This window comes from Methylobacterium sp. A49B (assembly GCF_053346215.1).
Map to the genome: position 1 here is coordinate 37,474 of NZ_JBKFBO010000088.1, position 26,540 is coordinate 64,013.

Annotated in this window: 23 protein-coding genes and 1 tRNA gene; 8 read left to right on the forward strand and 16 right to left on the reverse strand. The window is 71.8% G+C overall.

Annotation, left to right across the window (positions count from 1 at the left end; genetic code table 11):
* Nucleotides 1-210 precede the first annotated feature (210 nt).
* Nucleotides 211-1,173: a 1-phosphofructokinase gene (pfkB, locus tag ACLBX9_RS12380; protein WP_447719141.1), complete on the reverse strand. Its 963-nt coding sequence runs from the start codon at nt 1,171-1,173 to the stop codon at nt 211-213.
* On the reverse strand, nt 1,170-3,737 hold the full coding sequence (ptsP, locus tag ACLBX9_RS12385) for a phosphoenolpyruvate--protein phosphotransferase (protein WP_447719142.1): 2,568 nt from the start codon (nt 3,735-3,737) through the stop codon (nt 1,170-1,172). Before ptsP ends, pfkB begins: the two co-directional genes overlap by 4 nt.
* A 186-nt stretch (nt 3,738-3,923) precedes the next feature.
* Between ptsP and ACLBX9_RS12390 the strand changes: the two genes are divergently transcribed.
* The 3 genes from ACLBX9_RS12390 to ACLBX9_RS12400 all read left to right on the forward strand — a co-directional run bounded on the left by ACLBX9_RS12390 (nt 3,924) and on the right by ACLBX9_RS12400 (nt 5,696).
* On the forward strand, nt 3,924-4,907 hold the full coding sequence (locus ACLBX9_RS12390; protein ID WP_447719143.1) for a LacI family DNA-binding transcriptional regulator: 984 nt from the start codon (nt 3,924-3,926) through the stop codon (nt 4,905-4,907).
* 97 nt (nt 4,908-5,004) lie between these two features.
* Nucleotides 5,005-5,364: a hypothetical protein gene (locus ACLBX9_RS12395; protein WP_447719144.1), complete on the forward strand. Its 360-nt coding sequence runs from the start codon at nt 5,005-5,007 to the stop codon at nt 5,362-5,364.
* An 86-nt stretch (nt 5,365-5,450) separates the two neighbouring features.
* Nucleotides 5,451-5,696, forward strand: a complete 246-nt coding sequence (locus tag ACLBX9_RS12400; RefSeq protein ID WP_010685497.1) for a hypothetical protein — start codon at nt 5,451-5,453, stop codon at nt 5,694-5,696.
* Between the two features lie 207 nt (nt 5,697-5,903).
* Here the strand turns inward: ACLBX9_RS12400 and ACLBX9_RS12405 are convergent, their stop codons facing one another.
* From ACLBX9_RS12405 to ACLBX9_RS12445, 9 genes are all read right to left on the reverse strand, one after another.
* Nucleotides 5,904-6,122 carry a hypothetical protein gene (locus ACLBX9_RS12405; RefSeq protein WP_447719145.1) on the reverse strand — a complete coding sequence of 73 codons (219 nt, stop codon included), beginning with the start codon at nt 6,120-6,122 and terminating at the stop codon, nt 5,904-5,906.
* Nucleotides 6,123-6,213: 91 nt separating this feature from the next.
* The gene (locus ACLBX9_RS12410; RefSeq protein ID WP_447719146.1) at nt 6,214-6,399 is read right to left on the reverse strand and encodes a hypothetical protein; all 186 of its coding nucleotides are present in this window, start codon (nt 6,397-6,399) and stop codon (nt 6,214-6,216) included.
* A 186-nt stretch (nt 6,400-6,585) separates the two neighbouring features.
* Nucleotides 6,586-6,675 (reverse strand) — tRNA-Ser (locus ACLBX9_RS12415).
* Between the two features lie 141 nt (nt 6,676-6,816).
* Nucleotides 6,817-9,099: a glycogen debranching protein GlgX gene (gene glgX, locus ACLBX9_RS12420; RefSeq protein ID WP_447719147.1), complete on the reverse strand. Its 2,283-nt coding sequence runs from the start codon at nt 9,097-9,099 to the stop codon at nt 6,817-6,819.
* A 113-nt stretch (nt 9,100-9,212) separates the two neighbouring features.
* Entirely contained in the window at nt 9,213-10,184 is a 972-nt protein-coding gene (locus ACLBX9_RS12425) for an ABC transporter substrate-binding protein (RefSeq protein WP_447719148.1), read from the reverse strand.
* A 184-nt stretch (nt 10,185-10,368) separates the two neighbouring features.
* Complete coding sequence (locus tag ACLBX9_RS12430; RefSeq protein WP_010685531.1) at nt 10,369-11,523, reverse strand: acyl-CoA dehydrogenase family protein; 1,155 nt, start codon at nt 11,521-11,523, stop codon at nt 10,369-10,371.
* Nucleotides 11,524-11,661: 138 nt separating this feature from the next.
* Complete coding sequence (locus ACLBX9_RS12435) at nt 11,662-12,858, reverse strand: acyl-CoA dehydrogenase family protein (RefSeq protein ID WP_447719149.1); 1,197 nt, start codon at nt 12,856-12,858, stop codon at nt 11,662-11,664.
* A 4-nt stretch (nt 12,859-12,862) separates the two neighbouring features.
* Nucleotides 12,863-14,050: an acetyl-CoA C-acyltransferase gene (locus ACLBX9_RS12440; protein ID WP_447719150.1), complete on the reverse strand. Its 1,188-nt coding sequence runs from the start codon at nt 14,048-14,050 to the stop codon at nt 12,863-12,865.
* Between the two features lie 14 nt (nt 14,051-14,064).
* Nucleotides 14,065-16,134 carry a 3-hydroxyacyl-CoA dehydrogenase NAD-binding domain-containing protein gene (locus ACLBX9_RS12445; RefSeq protein ID WP_447719161.1) on the reverse strand — a complete coding sequence of 690 codons (2,070 nt, stop codon included), beginning with the start codon at nt 16,132-16,134 and terminating at the stop codon, nt 14,065-14,067.
* Nucleotides 16,135-16,468: 334 nt separating this feature from the next.
* Between ACLBX9_RS12445 and ACLBX9_RS12450 the strand changes: the two genes are divergently transcribed.
* The 4 genes from ACLBX9_RS12450 to ACLBX9_RS12465 are packed head-to-tail and all read left to right on the forward strand — an operon-like array spanning nt 16,469 to nt 20,255.
* On the forward strand, nt 16,469-17,497 hold the full coding sequence (locus ACLBX9_RS12450) for an NAD(P)H-dependent flavin oxidoreductase (RefSeq protein WP_010685535.1): 1,029 nt from the start codon (nt 16,469-16,471) through the stop codon (nt 17,495-17,497).
* Nucleotides 17,494-18,231 carry an enoyl-CoA hydratase/isomerase family protein gene (locus ACLBX9_RS12455; protein ID WP_010685536.1) on the forward strand — a complete coding sequence of 246 codons (738 nt, stop codon included), beginning with the start codon at nt 17,494-17,496 and terminating at the stop codon, nt 18,229-18,231. Before ACLBX9_RS12450 ends, ACLBX9_RS12455 begins: the two co-directional genes overlap by 4 nt.
* Nucleotides 18,228-19,046 carry an IclR family transcriptional regulator gene (locus ACLBX9_RS12460; RefSeq protein ID WP_010685537.1) on the forward strand — a complete coding sequence of 273 codons (819 nt, stop codon included), beginning with the start codon at nt 18,228-18,230 and terminating at the stop codon, nt 19,044-19,046. The genes ACLBX9_RS12455 and ACLBX9_RS12460 overlap by 4 nt, the downstream gene beginning before the upstream one ends.
* Nucleotides 19,047-19,058: 12 nt before the next feature.
* Nucleotides 19,059-20,255, forward strand: a complete 1,197-nt coding sequence (locus tag ACLBX9_RS12465; protein WP_447719151.1) for a CaiB/BaiF CoA transferase family protein — start codon at nt 19,059-19,061, stop codon at nt 20,253-20,255.
* 76 nt (nt 20,256-20,331) lie between these two features.
* On the opposite strand, the gene ACLBX9_RS12470 is transcribed toward ACLBX9_RS12465, so the two are convergent.
* Nucleotides 20,332-21,297, reverse strand: coding sequence for an NAD-dependent epimerase/dehydratase family protein (locus ACLBX9_RS12470; protein ID WP_010685539.1), 966 nt, complete (start codon nt 21,295-21,297; stop codon nt 20,332-20,334).
* Between the two features lie 113 nt (nt 21,298-21,410).
* The gene (locus ACLBX9_RS12475) at nt 21,411-22,640 is read right to left on the reverse strand and encodes a complex I NDUFA9 subunit family protein (protein WP_447719152.1); all 1,230 of its coding nucleotides are present in this window, start codon (nt 22,638-22,640) and stop codon (nt 21,411-21,413) included.
* A gap of 178 nt (nt 22,641-22,818) precedes the next feature.
* On the opposite strand from ACLBX9_RS12475, the gene ACLBX9_RS12480 reads away from it, so the two are divergent.
* A complete protein-coding gene (locus ACLBX9_RS12480; protein WP_010685541.1) occupies nt 22,819-23,025 on the forward strand; it encodes a hypothetical protein in 207 nt (68 codons plus the stop codon).
* Nucleotides 23,026-23,035: 10 nt separating this feature from the next.
* Here ACLBX9_RS12480 and ACLBX9_RS12485 read toward each other — a convergent pair whose 3' ends face one another.
* The 3 genes from ACLBX9_RS12485 to ACLBX9_RS12495 all read right to left on the reverse strand — a co-directional run bounded on the left by ACLBX9_RS12485 (nt 23,036) and on the right by ACLBX9_RS12495 (nt 26,504).
* Nucleotides 23,036-23,974 (reverse strand): MBL fold metallo-hydrolase, encoded by a 939-nt coding sequence (locus ACLBX9_RS12485; protein WP_010685542.1) that lies wholly within the window; start codon nt 23,972-23,974, stop codon nt 23,036-23,038.
* A gap of 205 nt (nt 23,975-24,179) precedes the next feature.
* Complete coding sequence (locus tag ACLBX9_RS12490) at nt 24,180-25,373, reverse strand: L,D-transpeptidase family protein (RefSeq protein ID WP_447719153.1); 1,194 nt, start codon at nt 25,371-25,373, stop codon at nt 24,180-24,182.
* Nucleotides 25,374-25,568: 195 nt separating this feature from the next.
* A complete protein-coding gene (locus ACLBX9_RS12495; RefSeq protein WP_447719154.1) occupies nt 25,569-26,504 on the reverse strand; it encodes a helix-turn-helix domain-containing protein in 936 nt (311 codons plus the stop codon).
* Between the last annotated feature and the right edge of the window lie 36 nt (nt 26,505-26,540).

Below are 26,540 nucleotides of genomic sequence, written 5' to 3' on the forward strand. Positions count from 1 at the left end.
CCCTCCCTCCCCCCTCTGCGGGGGAGGGTGGCCCCCGAAGGGGGGCGGGAGAGGGGAGCGACGGTGCAGAACAGCGCGCGGGACTTCACGAAGGTCGCGCCCCTTCCGGAAACCGTGTTCCCCTCTCCCGACCCCTGCTGACGCAGGGGCCACCCTCCCCCGCAGAGGGGGGAGGGAGACGCGCGGTGCGGGACGTCCGCGCCCGCCAACTCAGGCCTCGCCGCGATCGGCTGGCGCCACGCGGACCGCGCGCATCAGCGCCTCCACGGTGTCCCGCGGCGGCAGGCTGGCGCCCGCCCGGGTCAGCTTGCCCGCGGCGAATGCCATGGCGAGCCGCGCGGTCGCGTCGAGGTCGAGGCCGACCCGGAGCGCCGCCACGAGGCCGGCCACCAGGGCATCGCCGGCGCCGACCGTGCTCGCCACCGCGATATCGGGCGGGCGCGCCTGGACGGCGCCCTCCCGCGTCAGGAACAGCGCGCCCTCGGCGCCGAGGGAGATCACCACGATCGGGATGCCGAGATCGCGCAGGTTCAGGGCCGCCGCCAACACGTCGGTCAGCGTCGGCAGCGGGTGACCGGCCCACTCCTCCAGCTCGTGCCGGTTCGGCTTCACCGCGAAGGGCAGCGCCTCCGGCCCGGCCGCGAGGGCGGCGGCGAGCGGCGGCCCCGAGGCGTCGAGGACCACCCGGGCGCCCCGGCCCTTCAGGCGAGCCGCCAGGTCCGCGTAGGTCTCCGGCGCGAGCGTCCCCGGCAGGCTCCCGGCCAGCACCACGAGCGCGTCGGCGAAAGCGTGGTCCAGGAGGATGGCCCGGGCCGCGTCGAGGCTGTCGGCCGTGACGGCGAGGCCCGGCAGGTTGACGTCGGTGGTGTCGCCGGTCCGCCGGTCGAGGAGCTTCAGGTTGGTCCGGGTCTCGCCGGGTATCCGGACGAAGCGATCGGCGATGCCCTTCCGGGACAGAACCTGCGTGAAGGGTGCGTCGTTGTCGGCGCCCAGGATGCCGGTGGCGGTCACCGGCAGGCCCCAATCGGCGAGGCAGCAGGCGACGTTCACGCCCTTTCCGCCGGCATGGGACCGCACTGCGGACGCCCGGTGGACGCTGCCGGGCTCCAGCGCGTCGAGCACGACGGTCTGGTCGATCGCCGGGTTCAGCGTCAGGGTGACAATCGGGCTCACGCGGCGACTCCCGCGAGGCCGGCGAGGTCCGAGGCCGTGTCCAGCGCGCGGACCGCGGCCACGTCCTCCTGCTCGCAGGCCTGGCTCGCGAGCGCCCGCAACGCCGCCATGTCGGCTCCGCGCAGGCGCGCCTTCACGCCCGGCAGGTCGCGCGGGGTCATCGACAGCTCGTGGACCCCGAGCCCCGCCAGCAGGCAGGCGCCGAACGGGTCGCCCGCGATGCCGCCGCAGACGCCCACGAAGCGCTTGTGGCGCGCGGCCCCCGCGCAGGTCATGTGGATCAGCCGCAGCACCGCCGGGTTCAGGGAATCGGCCTCCGGCGCCAGCTCCGTGTTCTGCCGGTCGATGGCGAGGGCGTACTGGGTGAGGTCGTTGGTGCCGATCGAGAAGAAGTCGCAATGGCGGGCCAGCGCGTCGGCCTGGATCGCGGCGGCCGGCACCTCGATCATGATGCCGAGCGGCACGTAGGGCGCGCCGATCGCCACGCGGATCCGCTCGGCGATGTCGCGCAGCCGCAGCACCTCCGGGACCGAGGTGATCATCGGCATCATGATGGAGAGCGGGGCGTGCTGGCCCGTCGGTGCATCGGGACCGACATGGTCCTTCGCGGCCCGGTAGAGCGCGCGGAGCTGCGGCTCCAGCAGGTCCGGCCGGCGCAGCAGCAGGCGGGCGCCGCGCACGCCCAGGAAGGGGTTCTCCTCCTTGGGCAGCTGCAGGTGCGAGACCTGCTTGTCGCCGCCGATGTCGAGGGTGCGCACGATCAACGGGCGGCCGTCGAGAGCCTTCAGCATGCCCGCGTAGGTCTCGTACTGGTCGTCCTCGGAGGGCGTGTCGCCGCGTTCGAGGAACAGGAACTCGGTGCGCATCAGGCCGACGCCCTCGGCGCCCTGGTCGAGGGCGAAGGGGACCTGCTCGGGATTGTTGACGTTGGCGCCGACCGCCACCGCGTGGCCGTCGCGGGTCCGGGCCGGCAGGGCGCGCTGGCGCGCCTCGTCCTCGGCCTGCCGGCGCTGCCGCGCGCGCCACGCCTCGGCCGCGGCGATGTCGGCCGCACTCGGGTCGAGGTAGAGGCGGCCGGTGCCGCCGTCGAGGATCGCCGGAGTTCCCTCGGCGAGCGCCAGCAGGCCGGGGCCGCCCGCCACCAGGGCGGGGATGCCCAGCGTCCGGGCGAGGATCGCCGTGTGCGAGGTCGGACCGCCCTGGGCGGTGGCGAGCCCGATCACCCGGGCCGGGTCGAGCCCGGCCGTGTCGGAGGGCGCGAGATCCGACGCCACCAGGATGCAGGGCGAGTCGGGCAGCGCGTGGCCGCTGCGCAGCGCCGGGTCGATCTGCGCCAGGACCCGGCGGCCGACGTCGCGCAGGTCCGCGGCGCGGCCGGCGAGCACCGGGTTGCCCAAAGCTGCGAGCTGGCCGGCGAGGCGGTCCACGGCCGCGTGCCATGCGTAGGCGACGCCATGGCCCTCCACCATGAGCTGGCAGGCGAGCGTGATCAGGTCCGTGTCGGCGATCAGCTCGGCCTGGGCTCGGAAGATCCCGGCATCGGCCTTGCCGAGGCGCCGCTCGGTGTCGTCGGCCAGCGCCTTCAGCTGGTCGGCGGTCGCGCCGAGCGCGTGGTGCAGGCGGTCGGCGCCGGTGGTCAGGGGCTCGGGCGCGTCGGGGACCACGAGGTCGGCGCTGGCGAGCACGTGGATCGGCGCTATGCTGAGGCCGGGGCTCGCCCCGATGCCCGCCAGCGTGGTCGGCCGGTCCGCGGGGTTCCAGCCGGCGACGGGGCCTGCGGCCTTGGCGGCGGCCTCCGCGGCGCGCTGGGCCGCCGCTTTCTCGCCGGCGCTGAGCCCCGTGACCGCCGCGCAGATCCGGGCGAGCGCCCCGGCCTCGTCGTCGCCCTCGGCGGAGATCGTGACCGCCTCGCCGCAGCGCAGGCCGAGCTGGAGCAGGCCGATCAGGCTCTTGGCATCCGCGACCTGGGCGCCGTGCCGGACCTGGATCCGGGCCGCGCAGGTCTTGGCCACCTCCACCCAGTGCGCCGCCGGCCGGGCGTGCAGGCCGGTCGGGTAGTCCACGGTCCAGTCGAAGCGCTGGCGCAGGTCCGTGACCGGTCCCGAGGCGGCGCCGGTGGCCGTGTCCTCCGACAGGGCGCCGACGATGTCGGCCTCCGCGGTCGTGGTGCGCAGGTGCTCCAGCCGGGCCTCGTCCTGGATCAGCCGCGTGAGGCGCCGCAGGACCGTGATGTGGGTGTCGGACTGTGCCGCGATGGCGACCACGAGGTGGGCCACCTGCCCGTCGTGCCAGAGGACGCCGTCGGGCACCTGAAGGACGGCGAGGCCGCTGTGGCGGACGAGGTGGCGGTCGTCGACCATGCCGTGGGGGATGACGACCCCGTGGCCCAGGAAGGTGTTCGCCACCGCCTCCCGGCGCAGCATGCTGTCGCCGTAGGCGCCGTCGATGCAGCCCGAGGCCGTCAGGAGCTGCGCCGCCTCGCGGATCGCCGCCTCCTTGGTGGCCGGCGCGGCCGCGAGGCGCACCAGGATCCGGGGCGCGGACAGGGGTGTCGGTGCGAGCATGGCGTGCCCTCCTCCCGTGGCGGCGACGATTGCGATGTCGCCTGTTCGTTGCATTCAGTGAAAACGTTTTCACAACGTATGTCAAGGCAAATCGCCCTGAAATGCGGCCCGATGAGTTGCGGCCCGCCCAAGCCCCTGGCAGTGAAGAGTTCGCGCAGTTGAAAACGTTTCCCGGGACTTGCGATCATGAAGGTAGGGATCCGTGACGTGGCCCGGGCGGCGGGCGTCTCGACGGCGACCGTCTCGCGGGCGCTCGGCCGGGGGCCGATCAGCGAGGCGCTGCGCGCGCAGGTCGAGGCCGCGGTTCGCACCACGGGCTACCGGCCGAATCTCTCCGCCCGGCGCCTGCGCTCGCAGGCGGCCCAGACGATCGGCCTGATCGTCGCCGACATCCGCAACCCCTTCTTCACCGCCGTGAGCCGCGCGGTGGAGGACGCCGCCTTCGCCGCGGAGATGCGGGTGATCCTCTGCAATACCGACGAGGACCCCGCCCGCGAGGCGATGTACCTGCGCCTGATGGAGGAGGAGCGGGTCACCGGCGTGATCTTCGCGCCGACCGTGGCGACCACGCAGCGGCTCGGTGCGGAGCCCCTCGGCTTCCCCGTGGTGCTGATCGACCGGTCGGGGCCGCCGGGCCTGCATGACGGCGTGGTCCTCGACAACGCGGCCGCCGGCGCGGCTCTGGTCGACCACATGGCGGCCCAGGGCTTCGCGCGGATCGGCGGCCTGTTCGGCTCGACGAGTTCGACCGCGCAGGAGCGCCGGGCCGGCTACGAGGCGGCGATGCTCCGGCACGGGCTCGCCCCCCAGATCCGGACGGTGCCGCCGAACGCCGCCGCCGCGGAGGCGGAGGCTGCCCGCTGGCTGGCGGATTCCGACAGGCCGGAGGCGCTCATCGTGTCGAACGGCCTGATCCTGATGGGTGCTGTGCGGGCGTCGCGGACCCTGAACCTGAGCCTTCCGGGCGACCTCGCGCTGGCGGGCTTCGACAACGAGCCCTGGACCGAGCTGGTCGAGCCCGGCCTCACCGTGATCGAGCAGCCCGTCTCGGAGATCGGGGCCCAGGCGATGCGGCTCCTGTTCGAGCGCATCGACACGCCGGATCAGCCCATCCGCAAGGTCGTCCTCACCGGGCGCCTCGTGGCGCGGGGCTCGACGTGGCGTCGCTGAAGGTCTGCGCCGAGGGCCCGCGCGACGTCCATCGCGAGGTGCGAGGGCGCCGCGCGCGCCGCTGCCCCCTCCTCAGCCATCAGGGGCGCGAGCACGGATGCGCGGCCCGGCCGGCCTCCGCCGTCAGCCCACGCGCGATCACCGCCCGTGGCTGCGCGACGTGCGAAAAGCGCGCGCTGTGTGCGAAAAGTTGCATCCCTGCGGCGAGCTGGACTGTAGCATCGCGACGGCTGAAATTGTCGGAAACACTTTGTTACGCCAGCCTCGCATCAAGTTGACCAGAATGATCAACAGAGCGTCGGACAATCCTTTTAAGATACCGCTGCGCAAAGCGCAGATGTGGTACGATCGGCTCACGCCGTCGGAGGCCTTTTCCTTTAGGACGGGCTTCCTGTTGATCTGGACCATGATTTTCAGCATGGCCGCCTACGGCGTGGCTGATCTGGTCGCGCCTTGATGCTGCGGCGCGACAACCGCCTCGCTTGCTAAGCTTGACCATATCGGGCTACCTAAGCAGACCGAATTGGCAGGCCGGCACCCCCCATGCTGTATATCCTGACCGCGGCCCTCGGCGTCGTTGTCGCTCGACGATTTCACTGGATCGGCATCTTCGCCGTCAGCACGATCCTCGCTGTCGCCATCGGCGTCGAAGGCGCGATCCATGATCGGACGCTCCTGAAGGTTCTGCGCCGAGACTGGGAGGTCATGATCACCCTGCAGGCTTCCTACGCCGCCCATCTGCTCTGGGATGCCTATGGTCGGCATCTGATGGCCCGCATCGGCCGATAGGGCGGCCCGAACCCGGCGATGGCTCACGATTCGCCGCGGGCGGGCCTGGAGGCCGCCGCCGATGCGTTTCGACGATGAAGGCACTGCCCCGACCGTGACGGGCGGGTGACCGCTGTCCCGGCCGCGTCGGCGGATCCGCGCCGGTGCGGCAGGGGCGATGCGAGAGGGCCGGGTGCCCGGACGGCGCACCCGGTCGGCCTCAGGCGCTCACCGGTAGACCGTGCACCGGTTGACGTCGCCAATCGGCAGGAGCTCGCAGTTGGTGACCGGCGGAATGACGCCGTCATCCGTCAGGATCGCGTCTGCCGCCTCGCTGGTCGGAGGCGAGGTCAGCATGACGGTGGCGAACGCCGTCGCGGCGACAGCGAAGGCCAGCGCGAACAGCAGGAGATTGCGCCGGAGCGCGGGAGGCAGGGCAGCGGACATGAGCGTCCTCCTGAGCGACGCAGAGGCTGCGCCGAGGAGAAGGCTAGGCGCTCCGCCGGGCGGACGCGTCCCCCGAACGAATGACGACGGATCAGGACGCCAGCGCGAAGTCTGCCCCTGCGAAACCGAGGCCAGCCACGAACAGGCTTCCGCCCATCGCCTCAAGGATCGCCTTGTGGCGGGGGAATCTGTCGGAACTGGCGGCCATGCCGACGCCGGCCACGAAACAGAACAGGCCCAGGGACAACATGCTGGCCTCGGTATCGATCAGCGACACAGAGCCTACGGCTGCGCGACCGCGCGGTTCCCGTGTATCGGGACTGTCGACAGATTCATCGCGCTCTGCGCGAGCGCGGCTCGAGCCTTTCGCGCCACAACATCGTCGATCCGGTCGACTCCATTGTTGGCTGATCGATGACGAGGACCGCGAGGTCGTCGCGAATGAGGGATTTCGCGGATCATTTGGCGGAGGGAGCGGGATTCGAACCCGCGATACCGTTTCCGGTATACACACTTTCCAGGCGTGCGCCTTCAACCACTCGGCCACCCCTCCGTCCGCGGACCGGGCGCCCGGGCGCGCCCGTGGGCTGCCGGGCGCGGCCAGGGCCGCGCGGTGCCGTGCTGTTAGCCGGGTGTGCCGCCGCGCGCAAGGCACGCCGGGCCGGGCAGCGCGAAAACCGCCCGGCCGCCGGCCTCAGCCCTCGGTGTCGAGGTGGAAGCGGACATGCTCCACGTTCGCGCGCTCGAACGCCTGCATCACGTGCTGGTACGAGCGCTCCATGGCGTTGTCGCCGTCGCCGGGGCTGTCCTCCGGCTTCAGAACGAACATCAGCAGCGAGCGCCCGGTCACGTCGTAGCCGGAGCCGAACTTGAAGCTCTCCACGTCCTGGCTGTCGGGCAGGTTGGTGTCGAGGAGCCGCGTCCAGGCCACGCCGCCGACCGATTCCGGCAGCGTGAACGTCACGAGGTCGTGGTAGGCATTGAACATGATCAGCAGGGTCGCGTCGCCGCCGCGGCGGTGCAGGCCGGTGGCCTGGGCGCGCCCGTCAAGCTGAACCGCGAAGGCGCGGGCGCCGCCGTCGGTCCAGTTCTCGGGCGTCATCTCGCTTCCGTCCGGGCGCAGCCACGCCACGTCCCTGACGCCGAACTCCTCGTCGTACTGTCCGGTGAGGAACCGTCCGCGGCTCAGGATCGGCAGGGCGTTGCGCAGGATGATCAGGCGCTGCGTGAATTCGGCGAGGTCCCGCTCCTCCTCCCCGATCGCCTCCCAGTCGAGCCAGGAGACGTCGTTGTCCTGGCAATAGGCGTTGTTGTTGCCCTTCTGGGTCCGCGCGAACTCGTCACCGGCCAGCAGCATCGGCGTGCCGCGGGACAGGAACAGCGTCGCCAGCATGTTGCGCATCTGGCGCAGGCGCACCGCCCGGATCTCGGGATCGTCCGTGGCGCCCTCCACCCCGTAGTTGTACGAGAGGTTGTGCGAGTGACCGTCGCGGTTGCCCTCGCCGTTCGCCTCGTTGTGCTTGTCGTTGTACGAGACCGTGTCGTGCAGGGTGAAGCCGTCATGGGCGGTGAGGAAGTTCACCGAGGCCCAGGGCTTGCGCCCGCGCTTGTTGAACTTGTCGGCCGAGCCGGCGATGCGCGCCGCGAGGTCCGGCAGCAGCCCGCCATCGCCCTTCCAGTAGGCGCGCACGTCGTCGCGGAACCGGTCGTTCCACTCGGCCCAGCCCGGCGGGAAACCGCCGACCTGGTAGCCGCCGGGGCCGCAATCCCAGGGCTCGGCGATCAGCTTGACGTTGTTGAGCACCGGGTCCTGGCGGCAGGTGTCGAGGAAGCCGCCACCCTCGTCGAAGCCGTAGGGCTCGCGGCCCAGGATCGTGGCGAGGTCGAAGCGGAACCCGTCCACCTGCATCTCCTGCGCCCAGTAGCGCAGGGAGTCGGTCACGAGCTGCAGCACCCGCGGATGCGACAGGTTGAAGGTGTTCCCGGTGCCGGTGTCGTTGATGTAGTAGCGCGGCTCGTTCGGCAGCAGCCGGTAGTAGGATGCGTTGTCGACCCCCTTGAACGACAGGGTCGGGCCCTTCTCGTTGCCCTCGGCGGTGTGGTTGTAGACCACGTCGAGGATCACCTCGAGGCCGGCGCCGTGGAAGCGGGAGACCATCTCCTTGAACTCGGAGAAGGCGAAGTCCGGCACGGCGGCGTAGCGCCGGGCGGGGGTGAAGAACGAGATCGTGTTGTAGCCCCAGTAGTTCACGAGGTCCTTCTGCTGGAGGTAATCGTCCTGCACGAAGGAATGGACCGGCAGCAGCTCCACCGAGGTGACGCCGAGGCTCTTGATGTAGTCGAGCACGTCCCTCGTGCCGAGGCCGGCATAGGTGCCGCGCAGCTTCTCGGGGACCCGCGGATCGAGCTTGGTCATGCCCTTGACGTGGGCCTCGTACACGATGGTCTTCTCCCAGGGGATCAGCGGCTTGCGATGCCGCCCCCAGGTGAAGGCCGGGTCGATCACCCGGGAGCGGCGGGTGTAGGGGGCGCTGTCCCGCTCGTCGAAGGTGAGGTCATCGCCCGATTCCATCTGGTAGCCGAACAGGGCCGGGTTCCAGGTGATCGAGCCGAAGAGTCCCTTGGCGTAGGGGTCGATCAGCAGCTTGTTGGGGTTGAAGCGATGGCCCGCCTTCGGCTCGTAGGGACCGTGGACCCGGTAGCCGTAGATCGTGCCGGGGCGGGCGTCGGGCAGGTAGCCGTGCCAGATCTCGTCCGTGTATTCGGGCAGGTCGATCCGCTCGATCTCCCGCTCGCCCTGGTCGTCGAACAGGCAGAGTTCGACCTTGGTGGCGTGGGCCGAGAACAGCGCGAAATTGACCCCAAGCCCGTCCCAGGTGGCACCGAGGGGGTAAGGCTGGCCTTCCTCGATGCGCGAGCGGGTCACACGCGCCTGCGATGCGGGACGTTGCGGTGCGGGACTTGGGGAAACGGACATGGACACTCCGGAGCGCGACCCGCCGGGCAGGTGCCGCGGCGGGGAGCCCCTGGTGAACGTGTCGGAAACAGCGAAGCTCCCGCGGTGCCGCAAAAATCGCCGGGCGCTGGGCCTCAGTTCGAGGCCGCGGTCGTGAAGCTCCGGTCGACGGCCCGGCCGACATCGAGCGTCTTCGACAGGATGCCGTACCGCGTGGCCCGATCTGCAGCCTCCTGAACCTCCCTCACGACGCCGTCGTCGATCGCGATCGGGCCGGTCCGCTGCGCCGTATAGGCCGCGCGCAGGACGTCTTCGGGCAGCTTGGTCAGGCCGGCCGTGCTGCGGGCATACTCATCGAGGTGGTCCAGCGACCAGAGCCGCGCCTTGCTCAGGCGGTTCAGGAAGTCCTGCACGGCGGCCCGTTTGGTGGCGATGGCGGCGTCCGACGCGACGATGAAGGTGATGGTCGGGGTCAGATCTGTCCCGTCGGCGAACGGGCGGGCGTGATCCTTCAGCGTCGCGAACGAGACGTAGGGTTCCCAGACCGCCCAGGCATCCACCGAGCCGGCCATCAGCGCGACCTTGGCGTCGACGGGGTTCAGCGGGGCGAAGCTGGCCTCCGACGGCGCGATCCCCGCCTTCTCCAGCGTCGCGCTGATCAGGAACTGGCCCCAGCCGCCGCGGGTGCCGGCCAGCCGCTTGCCCTTGAGATCGGCGGCCGAGCGGATCGTCGAATCCTGGCGGACCAGGATGGCCTGCGTCCGCGGGTTCGACCTGGTGCCGCCGATCGCCTTGATCGGTGCGCCCGCGGCGAAGACCGTGAGGAAGGAGAGATCGCCGGTGTAGCCGACGTCGAGGGCGCCCGCGTTGAGTGCCTCCAGGATCGGTGCAGCGGCGGGGAATTCCGACCACTCGATCCGATAGGGCAGATCCCTCGCGGTGCCGGCGATCTCCAGGAGCGACCGGTTCCCACCCTTCTGATCGCCGACCCGCAGGACGACCGTGTCGGCCGCGAACGCCGCCGCTGACCCCAGCGCCACGGCGACGACCAGGACGGAGGCCGCCAGCCGGTGGCCGACGGAGCGGGCGGAGAATGCGATGCGCATGGGGCCTGTCGCGGATTGATGCTCGCGCGGCGCGGGCATTTCCAGGAACGGCCGAGTTTATGATCGGGTCGGCAGCGGTCAACGAAATGAAAATCTGTATTTCTCGCTGCCCGGGCAATGGCGTTTCACCGGATCGCTGCGCGTGAGACGATCAGGAACGGTCTTGCACCGGGCGCCATCCTCCCTATGCCGCCAGCAGCCCGTTCTCGTCCTGCGTGATCCGGCGCAGGTGATGGGCGGTGTCGCCGAGCTGGTACTCGATCATGGCGAGCCGCTTGAAGTGGTGCGCCCCGATGTATTCCAGGGTCATGCCGATTCCGCCGTGGAGCTGGACCGCTTCCTGGCCGACGTAACGGCAGGCCTTGTTGATCTGCACCTTCACGGCCGACAGGGCCGCGGCCCGCGCCTGCGCGTCGGGCGTGTCCACCATCATGGCGGCGTAGAGCGCCATCGAGCGGGCCTGTTCGAGCTGGATCAGCATGTCGACCGCCCGGTGCTGCAGGGCCTGGAACGATCCGACGCTGACGCCGAACTGCTTGCGGGTCTTGAGATACTCGACCGTGAGCTTGTGGAGCGCGTCCATGGAGCCGACCGCCTCGGCGGCCAGCGCCGCGATGCCGTGCTCCACCACCCGCTCCAGGAGCGGCAGGCCTGCGTCCGGATCTCCGAGGGCCGCGTCGGCCGGGAGCTGCACCTCCGAGAAGGAGACCTCCGCGGCCCGGCCGCCATCCTGGGTCGGATAGGCCTCGATCGCGAGGCCGGCGGCATCGGTGGGGACCAGGAACAGCCCGATCCCCTGCGGGTCGCGCCGTTCTCCCGAGACGCGGGCGGAGACCACCATCAGGCCGGCCGCGTCGGCATTGGGCACCACGCTCTTCGCTCCGCTCAGCACGAACCCGTCGCCCGAGCGCCGGGCCGTCGTCGCGACGTCCGCGAGGTCGTAGCGGGACTGGCGCTCGGTGTGGGCGAGGGTCAGGCGCAGGTCGCCGCCGACGAGACCCGGGACGAGGCGCTCCTTCTGCGCGGCGCTGCCGCCGAGCCGCAGGGCCGTGGAGCCGAGCACGAGGCTGGCGAGCAGGGGCTCGACCACGAGGTTGCGGCCCACCGCCTCCATGACCAGCATGGTCTCCACCGGACCGCCGCCGAACCCGCCCTCCTCTTCCGAGAAGGGCAGGCCGGTGACGCCGAGTTCCGCGAAGGCGGCCCAACCCTCGGCGGGGAAGCCGAGCGGCGCCTTCAGCCGCGCCTGCCGGCTCTCCAGCGACGGGTAGAGGTCGGCGGAGAGCCGCTCGACGCTGTCGCGCAGGAGCGACTGGTCCTCGTTCAGGTCGAAATCCATGGTGGTGTTCCTCTACCCCCTCTCCTCCCCCTTGCGGGGAGGAGCCGGAGGTGGGGGTGGTGCGGAAGGCACCGCGGCGCTCGATCCTCAACCACCCCCACCCCTGACCCCTCCCCGCAAGGGGGGAGGGGAAATCGCTCACAGCCCCAGAATGCCCTTGGCGATGACGTTGTGCTGGATCTCGTTCGAGCCGCCGTAGATCGAGACCTTGCGGTTGTTGAAGTAGCTCGGCGCGGCGGCATCGACCCAGTCGAAGCCCCCGGGCAGGTTGTTGGCGCCCGCGCCCCGCGCCGGGGCCGCGAGGGCGAAGGGGCCGGCGAGTTCCACCAGCAGCTCGGTCGCCGCCTGCTGGAGCTGCGAGCCGCGGATCTTGAGGAGCGAGGAAGCCGGGTCCGGCTCCACCGAATCCGCCCGGCCCTGCTTGGCGGCAACCCGCATCTGGGTGATCTCCAGGGCCTTCAGCTCGACCTCGACCTCCGCGACGCGAGACCGGAAGGCGGGATCGTCCCACATCGTGCCGGGTCCGGCCGGCATCTCCCGGGCCAGCCGCTTGATCCGGGCGATCCGCTCCTTGGTCAGCCCGATCCGGGCGATGCCGGTGCGCTCGTTGGCCAGCAGGAACTTCGCGTAGTCCCAGCCCCGGTTCTCCTCGCCCACGAGATTCTCGACGGGCACGCGGACGGAATCGAAGAAGACTTCGTTGACCTCGTGCCGGCCCTCCAGGGTGAGGATCGGCCGCACGGTGATGCCGGGGGTCTGCATGTCGATCAGCAGGAACGAGATGCCGCGCTGCTTCTTGGCCTCGAAATCGGTGCGCACGAGGCAGAAGATCCAGTCGGCATGCTGGCCCAGCGTCGTCCAGGTCTTCTGGCCGTCGACGACGTAGTGGTCGCCGTCGCGCACCGCCTTGGTCTTGAGCGAGGCGAGGTCCGAGCCGGCGCCGGGCTCGGAGAAGCCCTGGCACCACCAGTCGTCGAGATTGGCGGCGCGCGGAAGGAAGCGCGCCTTCTGGTCCTGCCGGCCGAAGGTCGCCAGCACCGGGCCGAACATGTAGCAGTTGAACTGCTGCGGCAGCGGCACCGCCGCCTGAAACAGCTCCTCCGTGTAGATGTAGCGCTGGATCGGGGTCCAATCCCGGCCGCCCCATTCCTGCGGCCAGTGCGGCACCGCCCAGCCCTTGGCGTTGAGGATCCGCTGGCTGGTGACGTAGTCGCCCTTCGAGAGGCTGCGCCCTTCCGAGACCTTCTTGCGGATCTCCGCCGGGATCTCCGTCCGGCAGAAGCGCCGGACCTCGTCGCGGAACGCGATTTCCTCGTCGGTGAAGCGCAGGTCCATCGGTTCAGCTCCGGGCGATCTCGAACAGGCCGGCGCAGCCCTGGCCGCCGGCGACGCACATGGTCACGACGGCGTAGCGCGCGCCGCGGCGGCGGCCCTCCAGCAGGGCGTGGCCCACGAGCCGTGCCCCCGACATGCCGAACGGGTGGCCGACCGCGATCGCGCCGCCGTTGACGTTGACCTTGTCGGGATCGATCCCGAGCGTGTCGCGGCAGTAGACCGACTGGGACGCGAACGCCTCGTTCAGCTCCCACAGGTCGATGTCGGCGACGCGCAGGCCCTGGCGCTCGAGGAGCCGCGGCACCGCGAAGACCGGCCCGATGCCCATCTCGTCCGGGCCGCAGCCCGCAGAGGCGAAGCCCCGGAAGGTGCCCAGCGGTTCGAGACCGCGCCGCGCCGCCTCGTCGGCCGACATCAGCACACTGGCCGAGGCCCCGTCCGAGAGCTGGCTGGCGTTGCCCGCCGTGATGAAGGCGCCCTCCCCGCGCACGGGCTTGAGCTTGGACAGACCCTCCAGGGTCGTGTCCGGCCGGTTGCCCTCGTCCTTGGCGAGCCGCGTCTCGACCTCCCGGGTCTCGCCGGTGGCCTTGTCGGTCACCGCCATCACGGCGGACATCGGAACGATCTCGTCGTCGAACAGCCCGCGCGCCTGGGCATCGGCCGTGCGGCGCTGGCTCTCTAGGGCGAATTGGTCCTGCGCCTCCCGGGAAATGCCGTACCTTTCCGCCACGATGTCGGCGGTCTCGATCATGGGCATGTAGATCGCCGGCAGATGGGCCTCCAGCCACGCGTTGCGGGTCAGCTCCCGCTGCACCTTCGGCTGCACGAGGCTGATCGACTCGACGCCGCCCGCCACCGCCACCGGCACGCCGTCGAGGACGATCCGGCGCGCCGCGCTGGCGATCGCCTCCAGGCCCGAGGCGCAGAAGCGCGAGACCGTGACGCCGGCCGAGTCCACCGGGATCCCCGCCACCAGGGCGGCGTGGCGGGCGACGTTGCCGCCCGTGGCGTTCTCCGGATAGCCGCAGCCGAGCACCACCTCCTCGACCGCCGCCGGCTCCAGGCGCGCCCGGTCCAGGGCGCCGCGGATCGCGTGGGCCGCGAGGTCGGCGCCGCGGGTGAGGTTCAGCGCGCCGCGATGGGCCTTGCCGATGGGCGTGCGGGCGGTCGAGACGAGCACCGCATCGGTCATGATCTCTCTCCCGCTCAGGCGTTCTTCAGGCCGGCGAAGCGGCCGCCCTCGGCGGCGAGGCGCTTCAGGAGCGGCGCCGGCTCCTGGCTGTCGTCGCCGGTCTCGGCCGCGAAGCGCGACAGCGCCTCCGCGACGGTCTTCAGCCCGACCGTGTCGGCCCAGTGCATCGGGCCGCCGCGCCAGGCCGGCCAGTTGTAGCCGTTGATCCAGATCGTATCGATGTCGCCGGGCCGGGCCGCGATGCCCTCCTCCAGGATCCGCGCGCCCTCGTTGACCATCGGGTACATCAGCCGGGCGACGATCTCCTCGGGTGTGAAGCTGCGGCGCGCGACGCCGTGCTCGGCGGCGACGCGCGCGATCAGCGCTTCCACCTCCGGGTCCCGCGTGCCGGTGCGGGCGCCGTCCGGGTACAGGTAGAAGCCCCGGCCGGTCTTCTGACCGTAGCGGCCCTGCTCGGCGAGCGAATCGGCGACCGGGGCTCGTCCGCCGAAATCCTTGCGCGAGCGCCAGCCGATATCGAGCCCCGCGAGGTCGCTCATGGCGAAGGGGCCCATCCGGAAGCCGAACCCGGTCACCGCCGCGTCGACCTCGTGGGGCAGCGCGCCCTCGAGCAGCAGCCGCTCGCCGGCCCGGCTGCGGCGCTCCAGCATGCGGTTGCCGACGAAGCCGAAGCAGACCCCCACCGTCACCGGCAGCTTGTTGAGGCGCTTGCCCAGGTCGAGGGCGGTGGCGAGGACCTCCGGGGCGGTCTTCTCGGCCCGGACCACCTCGACGAGGCGCATGACGTTGGCCGGGCTGAAGAAGTGCAGGCCGAGCACGTCCTGCGGCCGGTCCGTCACCGCCGCGATGGCGTTCACGTCGAGATAGGAGGTGTTGGTGGCCAGGATCGCGCCGGGCTTCGCGATCTGGTCGAGCTTCGAAAAGATCTCGCGCTTGACGCCCATGTCCTCGAAGGCCGCCTCGACGACGATGTCGGCCGCCCGGGCGTTCTCCAGGCCGAGCGCCCCGGTGATCTGGCCGACCCGCGCGTCGCGCTGAGTTTCGGTGATCGAGCCGCGCTTGGCCGAGCCGGCGTAGAGCCCCTTCACCCGGTCGAGGCCGCGCGCGAGGGCACCCTCTTCCGTCTCGATCACCGTCACGGGGATGCCGGCATTGGCGAAGCACATGGCGATGCCGCCGCCCATCGTGCCGGCGCCGATCACGGCGGCCGTCTGGATCGGGCGACGGGCTGTCTCCTTCGGCAGGCCGGGCACCCGGGCCGCCTCGCGCTCGGCGAAGAAGGCGTAGCGCAGGGCCTTCGAGCGCGGATCCTCCACCAGGGCCCGGAACTCGGCGCGCTCCACCGCCACCGCGGCGTCGAAATCCTGTTCCAGGCCGGCGCGCACGGCCCGCACGAGGGCGTGCACGTTCGTGGCGTCGGGATCGCGCTTGACCGCCTCGGCGGCCTGCGCCTCGAATTGTCCGCGCGCCTCCGGCGTCAGCTTCTCAGACCGGTCGCGCACCCGCGGCAGGACGCCGGAATCGGCGAGCTCCAGCGCCCGCTTGCGGGCCTCGGCCACGAGGTCGCCCAGCACCACGGCATCGACGATCCCGAGCGCCGCCGCCTTCTCGGCGGAGACGGGCTCGCCGGTGAGCATCATCGGGAAGGCGGCGTCCGGACCGATCAGGCGCGGCAGACGCTGCGTGCCCCCCGCCCCCGGGATGATCCCGAGCTTGATTTCCGGCAGGCCGATCTTGGCCGACGGTGCCGCGACGCGGCCGTGACAGGCCATCGCCAGTTCCAGGCCGCCGCCGAGCGCCGCGCCGCCGATGGCCGCCACCACCGGTTTCGGGCTGGCATCGAGGCGGTCCAGTAGGTCCGGCAGGCTCGGCGGGCGCTGCGGCTGGCCGAACTCGCCGATATCGGCGCCGCCGACGAAGACCTTGCCCTCGGCGGCCAGCACGATGGCGCGGACCGCAGCGTCCGCGATGGCTTTCGTCAGGGCCTCGTCGAGGGCCGCCCGCAGCGCGGCGCCCAGCGCGTTGACCGGCGGGTTGGCGAGCGTGAGCACCGCCACGCCGCCTTCGACCTCCTGACGAACCACCCCGAACTCCCTGTCGTTCTGCACCGCAGAATAATCGTCTGTCGCTCGGCGAATGTTGATGCGCTGCCGGCCCATCGTCAAGGACGGATCGAGACATCCGCCCGGGCATGGTCCGCTGTTCTGCATTGCAGAAGAAGGGCCGCCCGATGGTTTGACCCGTGACCCGGCCGCGTGCGATCAGGGCGGCTCCGGCAGGATTCGGCTGCAGTCGTTGCCGGGCGTTCGCCGGCTTGGTGGCCTGAGGCAGGGGGAGGATCGCGGTGCGCGGCATCGATCGGGGCGAGCGGCCGAGGCGTGCCGGTTCGGCGCGGGATCGGGCGACGAGGAGCGTGCGGTGAGCGACGGTCCCGAACAGCTCCCGGCCGGCCGCCTGCCCGAAGCCCTGCGCGGCCGGCTCACCCTGCCGGTCATCTGCGCGCCGATGTTCATCGTCTCCGGGCCGGAGCTGGTGATCGCCCAGTGTCTTGCCGGCGTGGTCGGGTCGTTCCCCGCGCTGAACGCCCGGCCGGCCGAGCTGCTGGACGAGTGGCTCGCGCGGATCACCCGCACGCTGGCCGAGGCCCGGGCGGCGGACCCTGCGAGACGGATCGCCCCTTTCGCGGTGAACCAGATCGTCCACGCCTCCAACGACCGTCTGGCGCAGGACGTCGAGGCCTGCGTCCGGCACCGGGTGCCGATCATCATCACCTCGCTGCGGGCGCCGGACGCGGTGATCCGCCCGGTCCACGCCTATGGCGGCGTGGTGTTCCACGACGTGACCAACGTGCGCCACGCCGAGAAGGCCCTGGAGGCCGGCGTCGACGGGTTGATCCTGGTCTGCACCGGGGCGGGCGGGCATGCGGGGACGCTGAGCCCCTTCGCCCTCGTCGGCGAGATCCGGCGGTTCTACGACGGGCCGCTGATCCTGTCGGGGGCGATCACCTCGGGCTCCGCGATCCTGGCGGCCCAGGCCATGGGGGCCGACCTCGCCTATATGGGCACCCGGTTCATCGCCACCCGGGAGGCGAACGCGGTCCCCGCCTACAAGGACATGATCGCCGGCAGCGCGGCCGCCGACATCCTCTACACCCCCTACTTTACGGGCGTGCCGGGCAACTACCTGACGCCGAGCATCCGCGCCGCCGGCCTCGATCCCGAGGCGCTGCCGGTGCGCGACAAGACCGCGATGAACTTCGGCAGCGGCAGCGTGAAGGCGTGGCGCGACGTCTGGGGCGCCGGCCAGGGCGTCGGCACCATCGCGGACGCGCCGGCCACCGCCGACCTCGTGGCCCGCCTCACCCGCGAATACGCGGCGGCGCGGGCGCGGGCGGCCGGAGTCTCGGCGGATTACGCTGCGGATCACGCGGGCGGTGCTGCGCCGTGAGCGTCCGCGTCACCGATCCGGAGCCCGGGATCCGGCTCGTCACCATCGACCGGCCGGAGCGGCGCAACGCCCTCGACCGGGCGGCCTACGCGGATCTGACCGCCACCTTCGGGGCCGTGTCGAGCGATGAGGCCGTGGGGGCCGTCGTGCTGACCGGCGCGGGCGGCTGCTTCACCGCAGGCAACGACCTGAAGGATTTCCAGGACGTGGAGACCGGAGGCGACAGCCCCGGCCTCACCTTCCTCACGGCCCTGCGCGCGTGCGCGAAGCCGGTCGTGGCCGCGGTGGAGGGGCACGCCGTCGGCATCGGCACGACGCTGCTGCTCCATTGCGACCTCGCCTATGCCGGAGCCGGTGCCCGGTTCCGCCTGCCGTTCACGGCGCTGGGCCTCAGCCCGGAGGGCGGGTCGAGCTATCTTCTGCCCCTGGTGGCGGGATCGAAGCGCGCCGCAGCGCTGCTGATGCTCGGCGAGCCCTTCACCGCGGAGGACGCCGCGTCCGCCGGCCTCGTCAACGCCGCCGTGCCGGCGGGCACCGCGCTCGAGACCGCGCTGGCCAAGGCGCGGGCGCTCGCCGCCCTGCCCCGGGTGTCGATCGCCGCCACCAAGCGAGCCCTGCGCCGGGGCCAGGACGAGAGCGTCGCCCGCGCGCTGGCCGAGGAGGCGGAGGTGTTCCACGCGCTGCGCCGCGGCCCGGAGGCGCAGGCGGCGTTCGCGGCCTTCCTGCGCCGATGACGGCCGGAGAGACGACCCTGCTGGCCGAGCCCGACGCCGCCGGGGCCGGGCCCAAGGAGGACCGCCACTTCGTCACGGCGCTGGCCCGGGGGCTGTCGGTGCTGGCCTGCTTCGGCCCCGGCCGCACGAGCCTCGCCAACCACGACATCGCCGAGGCCTGCGGGCTTCCGCGCTCCACCGTGTCGCGGCTCACCTATACGCTGACCAAGCTCGGCTACCTGCAGCACATGCCCGAGCTCGGCCGCTACCGGCTCGGCACGGCGACCATCGCGCTCAGCTCGGCGGCGCTCGGCGGCCTCGACGTGCGCGCCATCGCCCGCCCGGTGCTGCGGGCCGTCGCCGAGGCCGCCAACGCCTCCGTGGGCCTCGGCGTGCGCGACCGGCTCAGCATGCGCTACGTCGATTGCCAGCGCGGCCCGGCGGCGATCTCGCTCAATCTCGACACCGGCTCGCGCATCTCGCTGGCCCGCAGCGCCATGGGCCGCGCCTACGTGGCGGTCTGCCCGGACCGCGAGCGCGCGGGCATCTACGAGGATCTGAAGGCGCTCGATCCGGTGGCCTGGCCGGCCCTCCGCACCTGTCTCGACCGGGCGGTGGACGAGCACCGGGAACTCGGCTGCTGCACCTCGTTCGGCGACTGGCAGGAGACCGTCTGTGCCATCGCGGTGGGCTTCCATCCCGGCGGCGGCCTGCCGCCGATGTCGGTCAATTGCGGCGCCCCCACCGTCATCACCGATGCGCGCTTCCTCTTGGAGGTGGCGCGCCCCAAACTCATCGATGCCGTGCGCAGCCTCGACGGCGTCATGGGAGCCTGAGGACCTTTCGCGATGGATGCCGCTGCCGACCTGCCGCTCGCCGGAATCCGCGTCCTCGACCTGTCCCGGGTCCTGGCGGGACCCTGGTGCGCGCAGGTGCTGGGCGATCTCGGCGCCGACGTGATCAAGGTCGAGCACCCGGAGCGCGGCGACGACACCCGCGACTGGGGCGTGCCGACGAGTCCCGGCAACACCTCGTATTTCGACAGCGTGAACCGCAACAAGCGCTCGATCGGCGTCGACCTCGCCACGCCGGAGGGGCTGGCGATCGTCAAGGCGCTCGCCCGCGAGAGCGACGTGCTGGTCCAGAACTTCAAGACCGGCGGGGCCGAGAAGCTCGGACTCGGCTACGCGGACCTCTCGGCGGAGAATTCCGGGCTGATCTACTGCTCGATCGCCGGCTACAGTTCCGATGGCTCGGAGGCCGGCCGGCCCGGCTACGACCTCGTGGTCCAGGGCGAGTCCGGCGTCATGGCGCTCAACGGCGAGGCCGGCGGACCGCCGCTCAAGTTCGGGGTCGCGGCGGTGGACCTGTTCACCGGGCAGTTCGCCGCCCAGGCCGTGCTGGCGGCCCTGTATCAGCGGGAGCGCACCGGGCGCGGCAAGGCGATCGACCTCGCCCTGTTCGATTGCGGCGTGGCGCTGACCTCCTATTACGGCCTTGAGGCGCTGGCCCGGGGCGTCGATCCGCCGCGCTACGGCAACGCCCATCCCTCGATCGTGCCCTACGGGGTGTTCGAGGCCGGCGACGGGCCGGTGGTGATCACGGTGGGCAACAACGGCCAGTACCGCCGCTTCTGCGAGCAGGTTCTGGAGCGTCCCGACCTCGTCGCCGACCCGCGCTTTGCCACCAACCTCGACCGCTCGAAGAACCGCGCCGCCTTCATCCCGGTGCTGGAGGCCGAACTCGCCCAGTGGGCGCGCGCGCCGCTGATCGCGCGGCTGCGGGCGGCCGGCATTCCCTGCGGCGAGGTGATGGGCCTGCGCGAGGCGCTGACCTGCGACCGGGCCCGGGAGGCCGGTCTCGTGGTCGAGGGCGGCGGGAACGCCCACGTGATCGCGCCGCCCTACCGTCTCGACGGACGCCGGCTGCCGGTGCGGCGCATGCCGCCGGGGCTCGGCGCGTCGAGCGGGGAGATCCTGGCGGAGGAGCTGGACTATCCGGAGGCGGAGCGCGACGCGCTCACGGCGAAGGGGGTGGTGCGGTAGCGGCGACGCTGACGGGTTCCCCCTTCACCGTGCGGGATGCCAGGCGTGACAGGCCTCAGGAGAGACACGGGCCGCCTCAACCGGCGCCGCGCGAAACCCTGAGCCGCGCCCGGGCGTCGTCCAGCACCCGCGTCAGGGCCTCGTCCCACGCGACCCGCGGCTGCCAGCCGGTGGCGGCGTGCAGGCGGCCGGCATCGCCCGCGGCGAGCGGGATCTCGGCGGGGCGCACCCGCTCGGGGGCGATCCGGATCTCGAACGGCACCCGGGCCAGGGCGCGCAGCCCGTCGAGCACGCTGGCGATCGTCCGCGGCTGGCCGGAGCTGATGTTGAACACGCTCCCGTCCGCCAGGGAATCGGCGCGGCCGATCAGATCGGCATAGGCCGCCGCCACGTCGGCGACATCCAGGAAGTCGCGGTGGGAGGTGAGGTTGCCGACCTCCAGGCACGGCGGCACCAGCCCGGCCTCGATGCGGGCGATCTGACCCGCGAACGAGGCCACGACGAAGCGCTCGTCCTGCCCCGGGCCGATATGGTTGAACGGCCGCAGCACGACGAGCTTCACGCCGATCCGGGGCAGCAGGTCGCGCAGCAGCTGCTCGCCGACCCATTTCGATCGCGCATAGGTGTTGCGCGGCAGGGGCTCGGCCGCCTCGGTGAGGGCGTGTCCGGCCAGGAAGGCGCTGCCGTAGACCTCGCCGGAACTGACGAAGAAGAACGTGCAGCCCGGCACCGCCTCCACGGCGGCCACGAGGTTCATGAGGCCGTTGACGTTCACCCGCCAGGTCTGACCCGGCCCGTTGGCGGAGTCGGCCACGGAGGCGAGACCCGCGAGATGCAGGATCGCGGTCGGCCGGAAGCGGGCCACGAAGGCGCCGAGGGCGCCGTCATCGAGGAGGTCGATCGCCTCGTAGGTGACGCCCTCCGGCAGGGACGGCGGTCGCCCGCGCCCGATCCCGGCCACGCGGACGTCCGCCCCGGTGAGGAGGGGCAGAACATGACCGCCGACGAACCCGGCGGCCCCGGTGACGAGGATGCGTCTCACGACCTGTCTGCCGATCTGCCTGCCGATCCGTGGTTCGAGGGCGCGGGCACCGTGCGGTGCGGGCCAGGCTCTCAGTCCGCGACGGATCGCGCGCCGGTGCCGAGCCGGGATGCCTAGCGCTGGGTTCGGGTCCCCCAGCGCACGCCCATGCCGCCCTGCACGGTTCCCGGCGAGCCGCCGGCATCCGCCCCGATCGCCGGGCCGGAGGCGGTCTTCGGCCGGTGCTGCGAGCCGTCCGCCATGGGCTTCGGCGCCAGCATGTCGGGGACCTCGGACAGCACCTCCTCGTCCCGGTCGGTGGCGAACTGGCCCGCCTTGCGGAAGGTCCAGAGGTAGCCCGGCACCACCGCCTCGGCGGCGGTCGGGATGATCCCCAGTCCCTCGAAGGTCCGGCCCTCGGCCTTGGCGGCCTCGGAGACGATGTTGTCGTTCTGGAGCAGGACGACCTGATCGCGGGTGAGCTTCAGCGTGTCGGGCAGCAGGCCGAAGGTCAGGGTGTCGGCGATCTCCAGGAGCCGGGCCTGGAGCTTGGCCGCCGGCAGCGGCAGGTCCACGACCGGGCGCTTGCGCCGGATCGTCTTCAGCATGTAGCGCACGAAATGCTCCAGCGTGCCCACCTCCGGGCCGCCGAGTTCGTAGACCTTGCCGCCGGCCACGGTGCCGTCCACCGCCCGGGCGATCGCCTCGGCGACGTCGCCCACGAAGGCCGGCTGGAAGCGCGACTGGCCGCCGGCGAGCGGCAGGACCGGCAGCGCCCGGGCGAGGCTGGCGAAGCGGTTGAAGAAGCCGTCGCCCGGCCCGAAGATCAGCGACGGCCGGAACACCACCGCGTCGGGGCAGGCCGAGAAGACCCGCGCCTCGCCCTCGGCCTTGGTGCGGGCGTAGAGCGACGGCGAGGCCGGATCGGCCCCGATCGCCGAGACCTGGATCATCCGCGCGCCCTGGCGCGCCGCCGCGCGGGCGATGGCGTCCGCCCCCTCGACCTGCAGCCGGGCGAAGCTCTGGGAGCCGGTCTCCTGCAGGATGCCGACGAGGTTGATCAGCACGTCCGACCGCTCGGCGGCCCGGGTCACCGAATCCGGGTAGCGCAGGTTCGCCTGGACGGCCACGATCTGGTTGACCTTCCCCAGCGGCTGCAGGAACAGCGCGAGGTCCGGCCGCCGCACCGCGACGCGGATCCGGTAGCCGCGCTTGGCGAGCGCCCGCACCACGTGCCGGCCGAGGAAGCCCGACCCGCCGAAGATCGTCACGAGCTGGTCCTGCGGGCGCAGGGGGCCTGGCGCCGCGGTTGCGGGGCCGCTGTCCGGTGTCGCCTGCGCGTTCGTCGTCTCTTGGCCGGTCATCGCCGTGGTCTCGGGCTCCTGGCGCGCCCGGGGGCGCCGTCACGGCGCCTACTTAGTGCGGCGCCCGAGGGCGTTGCAATCAGGCGATGTCCGAAGTTTCGGGTTTCCCGGTGCGTCCGAGCGGGAACGGCTGCGGGACCCGCGCATTTTTTCCGGCCCGCCGCGCCGGAGATTCTCGATGATCGTTGGTATGCTGATCTCTGCGGCGATCGCCGTGTTCGGGCTCCTCGTCGCCCTCGGCCGCATCGGCCACCCGATCGACGCGCAGCTCGTCAGCAATTACGGCTGGAGCATCCTGATCATCGGCGCGGCGCTGTTCGTGCTGTTCGCGGTGGGCCGGTTCAACCGGACGCGCAAGGCCCGGTCCGCCGGGCGCTCGGCCTGATCCGGGCCGGTCAGGCCACCTTGACCCGCCGGCGCAGCTCCCGGACGGCGGGGCGGCTGTTCGATCGGCGGCTCACCGTCCGGGGCGCGCCGACCGTGACGCTCTGGCGCTCCCGGGCGATGAAGGCGCTGGGCATCTCGGCCTGGAGATCGGCCTCCATGTCGCGCAGGGCCGTGTCGGAATGGGCCGGGTGCAGGTGGATGATGGCCAGCGCCTTGACGCCGGCGACCTGAGCCAGCTCGACGCCCTTCTGCCACGTCGAGTGCCCCCAGCCCCGGCAGGTCGGATACTCGCCATCGGTGAACATGCCGTCGTAGACCATCAGGTCGGCGCCGGCCACGAAGGCCGCGAGCTCCGGGTCCGGCCAGGGATCGCTGTGCTCGATGTCGCTGATCAGGCACAGGCGGCGGCCGTTATGCTCGAACCGGTAGCCCACCGAGCCCTGCGGGTGGTTCAGCGGGATCGTGTCGACCCGCGTGCCGTCCCGGAAGGTCAGGGTCTGGCCGGCCTCGAAGCCGTGATGGTGAAAGGTGCAGCACAGCTTGTCGAGCGTAACCGGGAAGAGCGGCGGCGCGAACAGGCGGTCGAGGGTCGGCCCGGCCGATTCGCCGCCGAGGTTGCCGCAATAGGTGTTGATCACCCGCTCGGCGTCGAGGACCGCCGGCTTGAAGAAGGGAAGCCCCGCCGTGTGGTCGAGATGCAGGTGGCTGAACAGCAGGTCGACTTCCTGCGGCAGGTCGGTCCGGTGACCCTGCCCGAGGTTGTAGATGCCCGAGCCGGCGTCGACGATGAACATCCGCTGGCCGCACCGCACCTCGATGCAGGGCGTGCTGCCGCCGAACTCGGCATATTGCGGGCCGCTGACGGGGGTCGAGCCGCGGACGCCCCAGAAGCGGAGCATAAGGTCCTGGTCGGCCGCCGGACGAGCCGGCTCGGAACTGTTGGACATGGCGATCACGAATCTGCGGACGGGCGGTCCCGATCTGTTATGATCGAAACCCCGTCGCCGTTCCGGGAAGGTAGCTCTGAATACGGCAGGCCGACGGAGCGAGAGTACCGCTCATCCCCTGCCGTACCATGAATTGGTGTGCCAGGGACCGCCGTGATGTGCGGCTGCGCACACGGATGGGCGGCTGCTCGGGGCCGGTGCATGCCTAAAGCGCCTCCGCCGCGGCCAGGGCGCCGAAGGCTGATCCATGCAGATTCGGGCGGCCGAAGGCCCGGCCGTCGAGACCGGCCGCGACCCACGTGGGCAGCCCGTCGCCGTAGCGTGCCGCGAGCGGAGCGGCGAGGCGCCCGAACGGGTCGGGGGCGCGCTCGTAGACCGGGACGAAGCCAGCCATCCGCCGCGGCGCAAGGGCGGAATCCGGCGCCACCCAGGTCGCCCAGACGGATTCTGGCACCGGGTGCGCGGCGCGGCGACCGGGCACGACCACCACCTCCTGCCCGGCGAAGGCGAGAGCCTCCGGCCGGCTGATGTCGCCGACCGCGCCGCCGCGGGCCGTGAAGGCCGCCCAGAAGGCGTTCTGGCCGCCGTCGGAATAGGTGGTGCGAACTGCGGGCTCCCCCGCCTCGGCGAGCGCGGCGATGCGCGCATCCTCCACCGCCCGGCGCGTGGTCACAGCCGCCTCGACGGCCGGATTCCGGGAGGCGGCGAAGGCGTAGCGGCCGGCGACCACCGAGACCTGGAGTTCCTCCCGGCTCGCCTCGAACCGGTCGGAGCCGGCCTTGAGCTCGCGCCAGAAGGCGATGTTGGGGTCGGCCCGGTGGCGGGCCATGTTCTCGGCGGTCATCCGGAACGGGTAGGACTGGAACTGGAAGGCGGCCTGCCCGCCGTTCAGCGCATCCCGCGCGATGGCGTAGATCTCGCCGACCGTGCCGTTGGTCATGGCGAAGCAGCCCATCGACGAGCAGATGCCGTGGACCATCACGGCGGAGCCCGTGCCGCCATGGGCGCGGTCGTAGGCGTTGGGGTAGCCCACGTCGAAGGACAGGTAATAGTGCGAGTTCGGGTTCATCTGGCGCCGTGGCACCGTGTAGAACCCCTCCGGCGTCTGCCGGTCGCCGCTCTTGCGCTTGGGTCCGAGCTGGCCGGACCAGCGGCAGATCGGGAAGGTCTTGATGAAGACGTAGCCGGACGGCCCCTTCTTCCAGACCTCGATCTCCGATTCCTTCTTGTAGGCCCGGAACAGGACCGGCGAGGCGGCCGTCACGCCCTTCTGCGCCATCAGCGCGAGGGTCGCGGCCGGGATCGGCGCCTCGGCCTTCCCGGCCTGTGCGGCGGCGGGTCCTGCGGCGACCAGGAGTGCGAGGCCCGCGGCGAGCGTGATCGAGATCGTTCGAGGCATGAACCGTCCGCCCTGGATCGGCCGGGATGGCGCCGGACAGGCACGGCCCTCCGCCCTGACGGAGTATTGCGGCGGCCGTGAGGCTGACGCGGGCCGCGGCGGCCTGACGGGCCGGGTGTTCATCCCATCCGCGGCGCAGCCTGGCATCAGGCTCCGGCTAACGGTCCCGGACGCCCCCTCCTGTTCCCGGAGGGGTCAGGCGCCGCCGACCGACGCCCGGTAGTCGCGCGGACTCAAGCCGTAGGCCTGCCGGAACGCACGGCTGAGGACCGCGCTGCTCCCGAAGCCGAAGGCCTCCCCGATCTCGCCGATGGACCGCCGCTCGAGGGGTTCGTCCAGGGCCGCCCGTACCGCAGCGAGGCGCTGACGGGCGAGGTAGTGCGCCACTCCGCCCTCCGGTTCGAACAGGCGGTAGAGTTGCGAGCGCGACATGCCGAGGGCCTTCGCGAGCGCGTCGATCCGGAGCGGCGTGGAGAGCTGGCGCCGGAGGAGCTGCTTCGCGGCCCTGAGCCGGACGGCATCGAGCGGCGCGCCGGCGCGCCCGATGGATTCCAGGCTCGGGCGCGCGCAGGCCGCGAGCATGTGGAGCGTGGCCTGGGCGACGTGGGCCGCGTCGACCGTCGCGATCGCGTGGCTGTGCGCGGCCAGGCTTCGCACGTGATCGGCCAGGAGGCGGCCCGCACCGCCCTGCAGGATGAGTCCGTGCAACGTGTCCTCGTCGGGCAGCACGGAGGCGACGGATGCCCGCGGCAGCGCGACGATCAGCGAGTCCGTCTCCGGCACCCGGCTGCGGCGATAGGGCTGGGACAGGTCGTTGAGGCTGATGGCGCCCGCCGGAACGTCGATCACGCCGCGTTCGGTCTCGACGCTGTAGGCTAGCCGGCTCAGGTGCAGGACGAAGCCGTCCTGGCCGTCGCGCCGGATCCGGGATCGGGACCGGCCGGGCCCCTGGGGCGCGGCATTCATGACGCGCAGGGCCAACGAGCCGATCAGGGTCGTCTCGATCTTGCCCGAGAAGCCCTGTGGGTCTGCATCGAGATCGTGCGCGGAGAACAGGGCGCGCCAAGCCTCGAACCGGTCGCGCTCGGGAAGGCTCGCAGTCGTGAAGTGGGACCGAGGTACGAAGGTCACGGCAATTCTGCTGTCGAGGGCAAGGACCTTTAACCC

What these genes read in the sequence shown, in the direction of transcription:
- ptsP (WP_447719142.1), bottom strand. Translation starts at nt 3,737, where the DNA reads ATGCTCGCACCGACACCCCTGTCCGCGCCCCGGATCCTGGTGCGCCTC.
- ACLBX9_RS12390 (WP_447719143.1), top strand. Translation starts at nt 3,924, where the DNA reads ATGAAGGTAGGGATCCGTGACGTGGCCCGGGCGGCGGGCGTCTCGACG.
- ACLBX9_RS12395 (WP_447719144.1), top strand. Translation starts at nt 5,005, where the DNA reads ATGCGCGGCCCGGCCGGCCTCCGCCGTCAGCCCACGCGCGATCACCGC.
- ACLBX9_RS12400 (WP_010685497.1), top strand. Translation starts at nt 5,451, where the DNA reads ATGCTGTATATCCTGACCGCGGCCCTCGGCGTCGTTGTCGCTCGACGA.
- ACLBX9_RS12405 (WP_447719145.1), bottom strand. Translation starts at nt 6,122, where the DNA reads ATGTCCGCTGCCCTGCCTCCCGCGCTCCGGCGCAATCTCCTGCTGTTC.
- glgX (WP_447719147.1), bottom strand. Translation starts at nt 9,099, where the DNA reads ATGTCCGTTTCCCCAAGTCCCGCACCGCAACGTCCCGCATCGCAGGCG.
- ACLBX9_RS12425 (WP_447719148.1), bottom strand. Translation starts at nt 10,184, where the DNA reads ATGCGCATCGCATTCTCCGCCCGCTCCGTCGGCCACCGGCTGGCGGCC.
- ACLBX9_RS12430 (WP_010685531.1), bottom strand. Translation starts at nt 11,523, where the DNA reads ATGGATTTCGACCTGAACGAGGACCAGTCGCTCCTGCGCGACAGCGTC.
- ACLBX9_RS12435 (WP_447719149.1), bottom strand. Translation starts at nt 12,858, where the DNA reads ATGGACCTGCGCTTCACCGACGAGGAAATCGCGTTCCGCGACGAGGTC.
- ACLBX9_RS12440 (WP_447719150.1), bottom strand. Translation starts at nt 14,050, where the DNA reads ATGACCGATGCGGTGCTCGTCTCGACCGCCCGCACGCCCATCGGCAAG.
- ACLBX9_RS12460 (WP_010685537.1), top strand. Translation starts at nt 18,228, where the DNA reads ATGACGGCCGGAGAGACGACCCTGCTGGCCGAGCCCGACGCCGCCGGG.
- ACLBX9_RS12465 (WP_447719151.1), top strand. Translation starts at nt 19,059, where the DNA reads ATGGATGCCGCTGCCGACCTGCCGCTCGCCGGAATCCGCGTCCTCGAC.
- ACLBX9_RS12475 (WP_447719152.1), bottom strand. Translation starts at nt 22,640, where the DNA reads ATGACCGGCCAAGAGACGACGAACGCGCAGGCGACACCGGACAGCGGC.
- ACLBX9_RS12480 (WP_010685541.1), top strand. Translation starts at nt 22,819, where the DNA reads ATGATCGTTGGTATGCTGATCTCTGCGGCGATCGCCGTGTTCGGGCTC.
- ACLBX9_RS12485 (WP_010685542.1), bottom strand. Translation starts at nt 23,974, where the DNA reads ATGTCCAACAGTTCCGAGCCGGCTCGTCCGGCGGCCGACCAGGACCTT.
- ACLBX9_RS12490 (WP_447719153.1), bottom strand. Translation starts at nt 25,373, where the DNA reads ATGCCTCGAACGATCTCGATCACGCTCGCCGCGGGCCTCGCACTCCTG.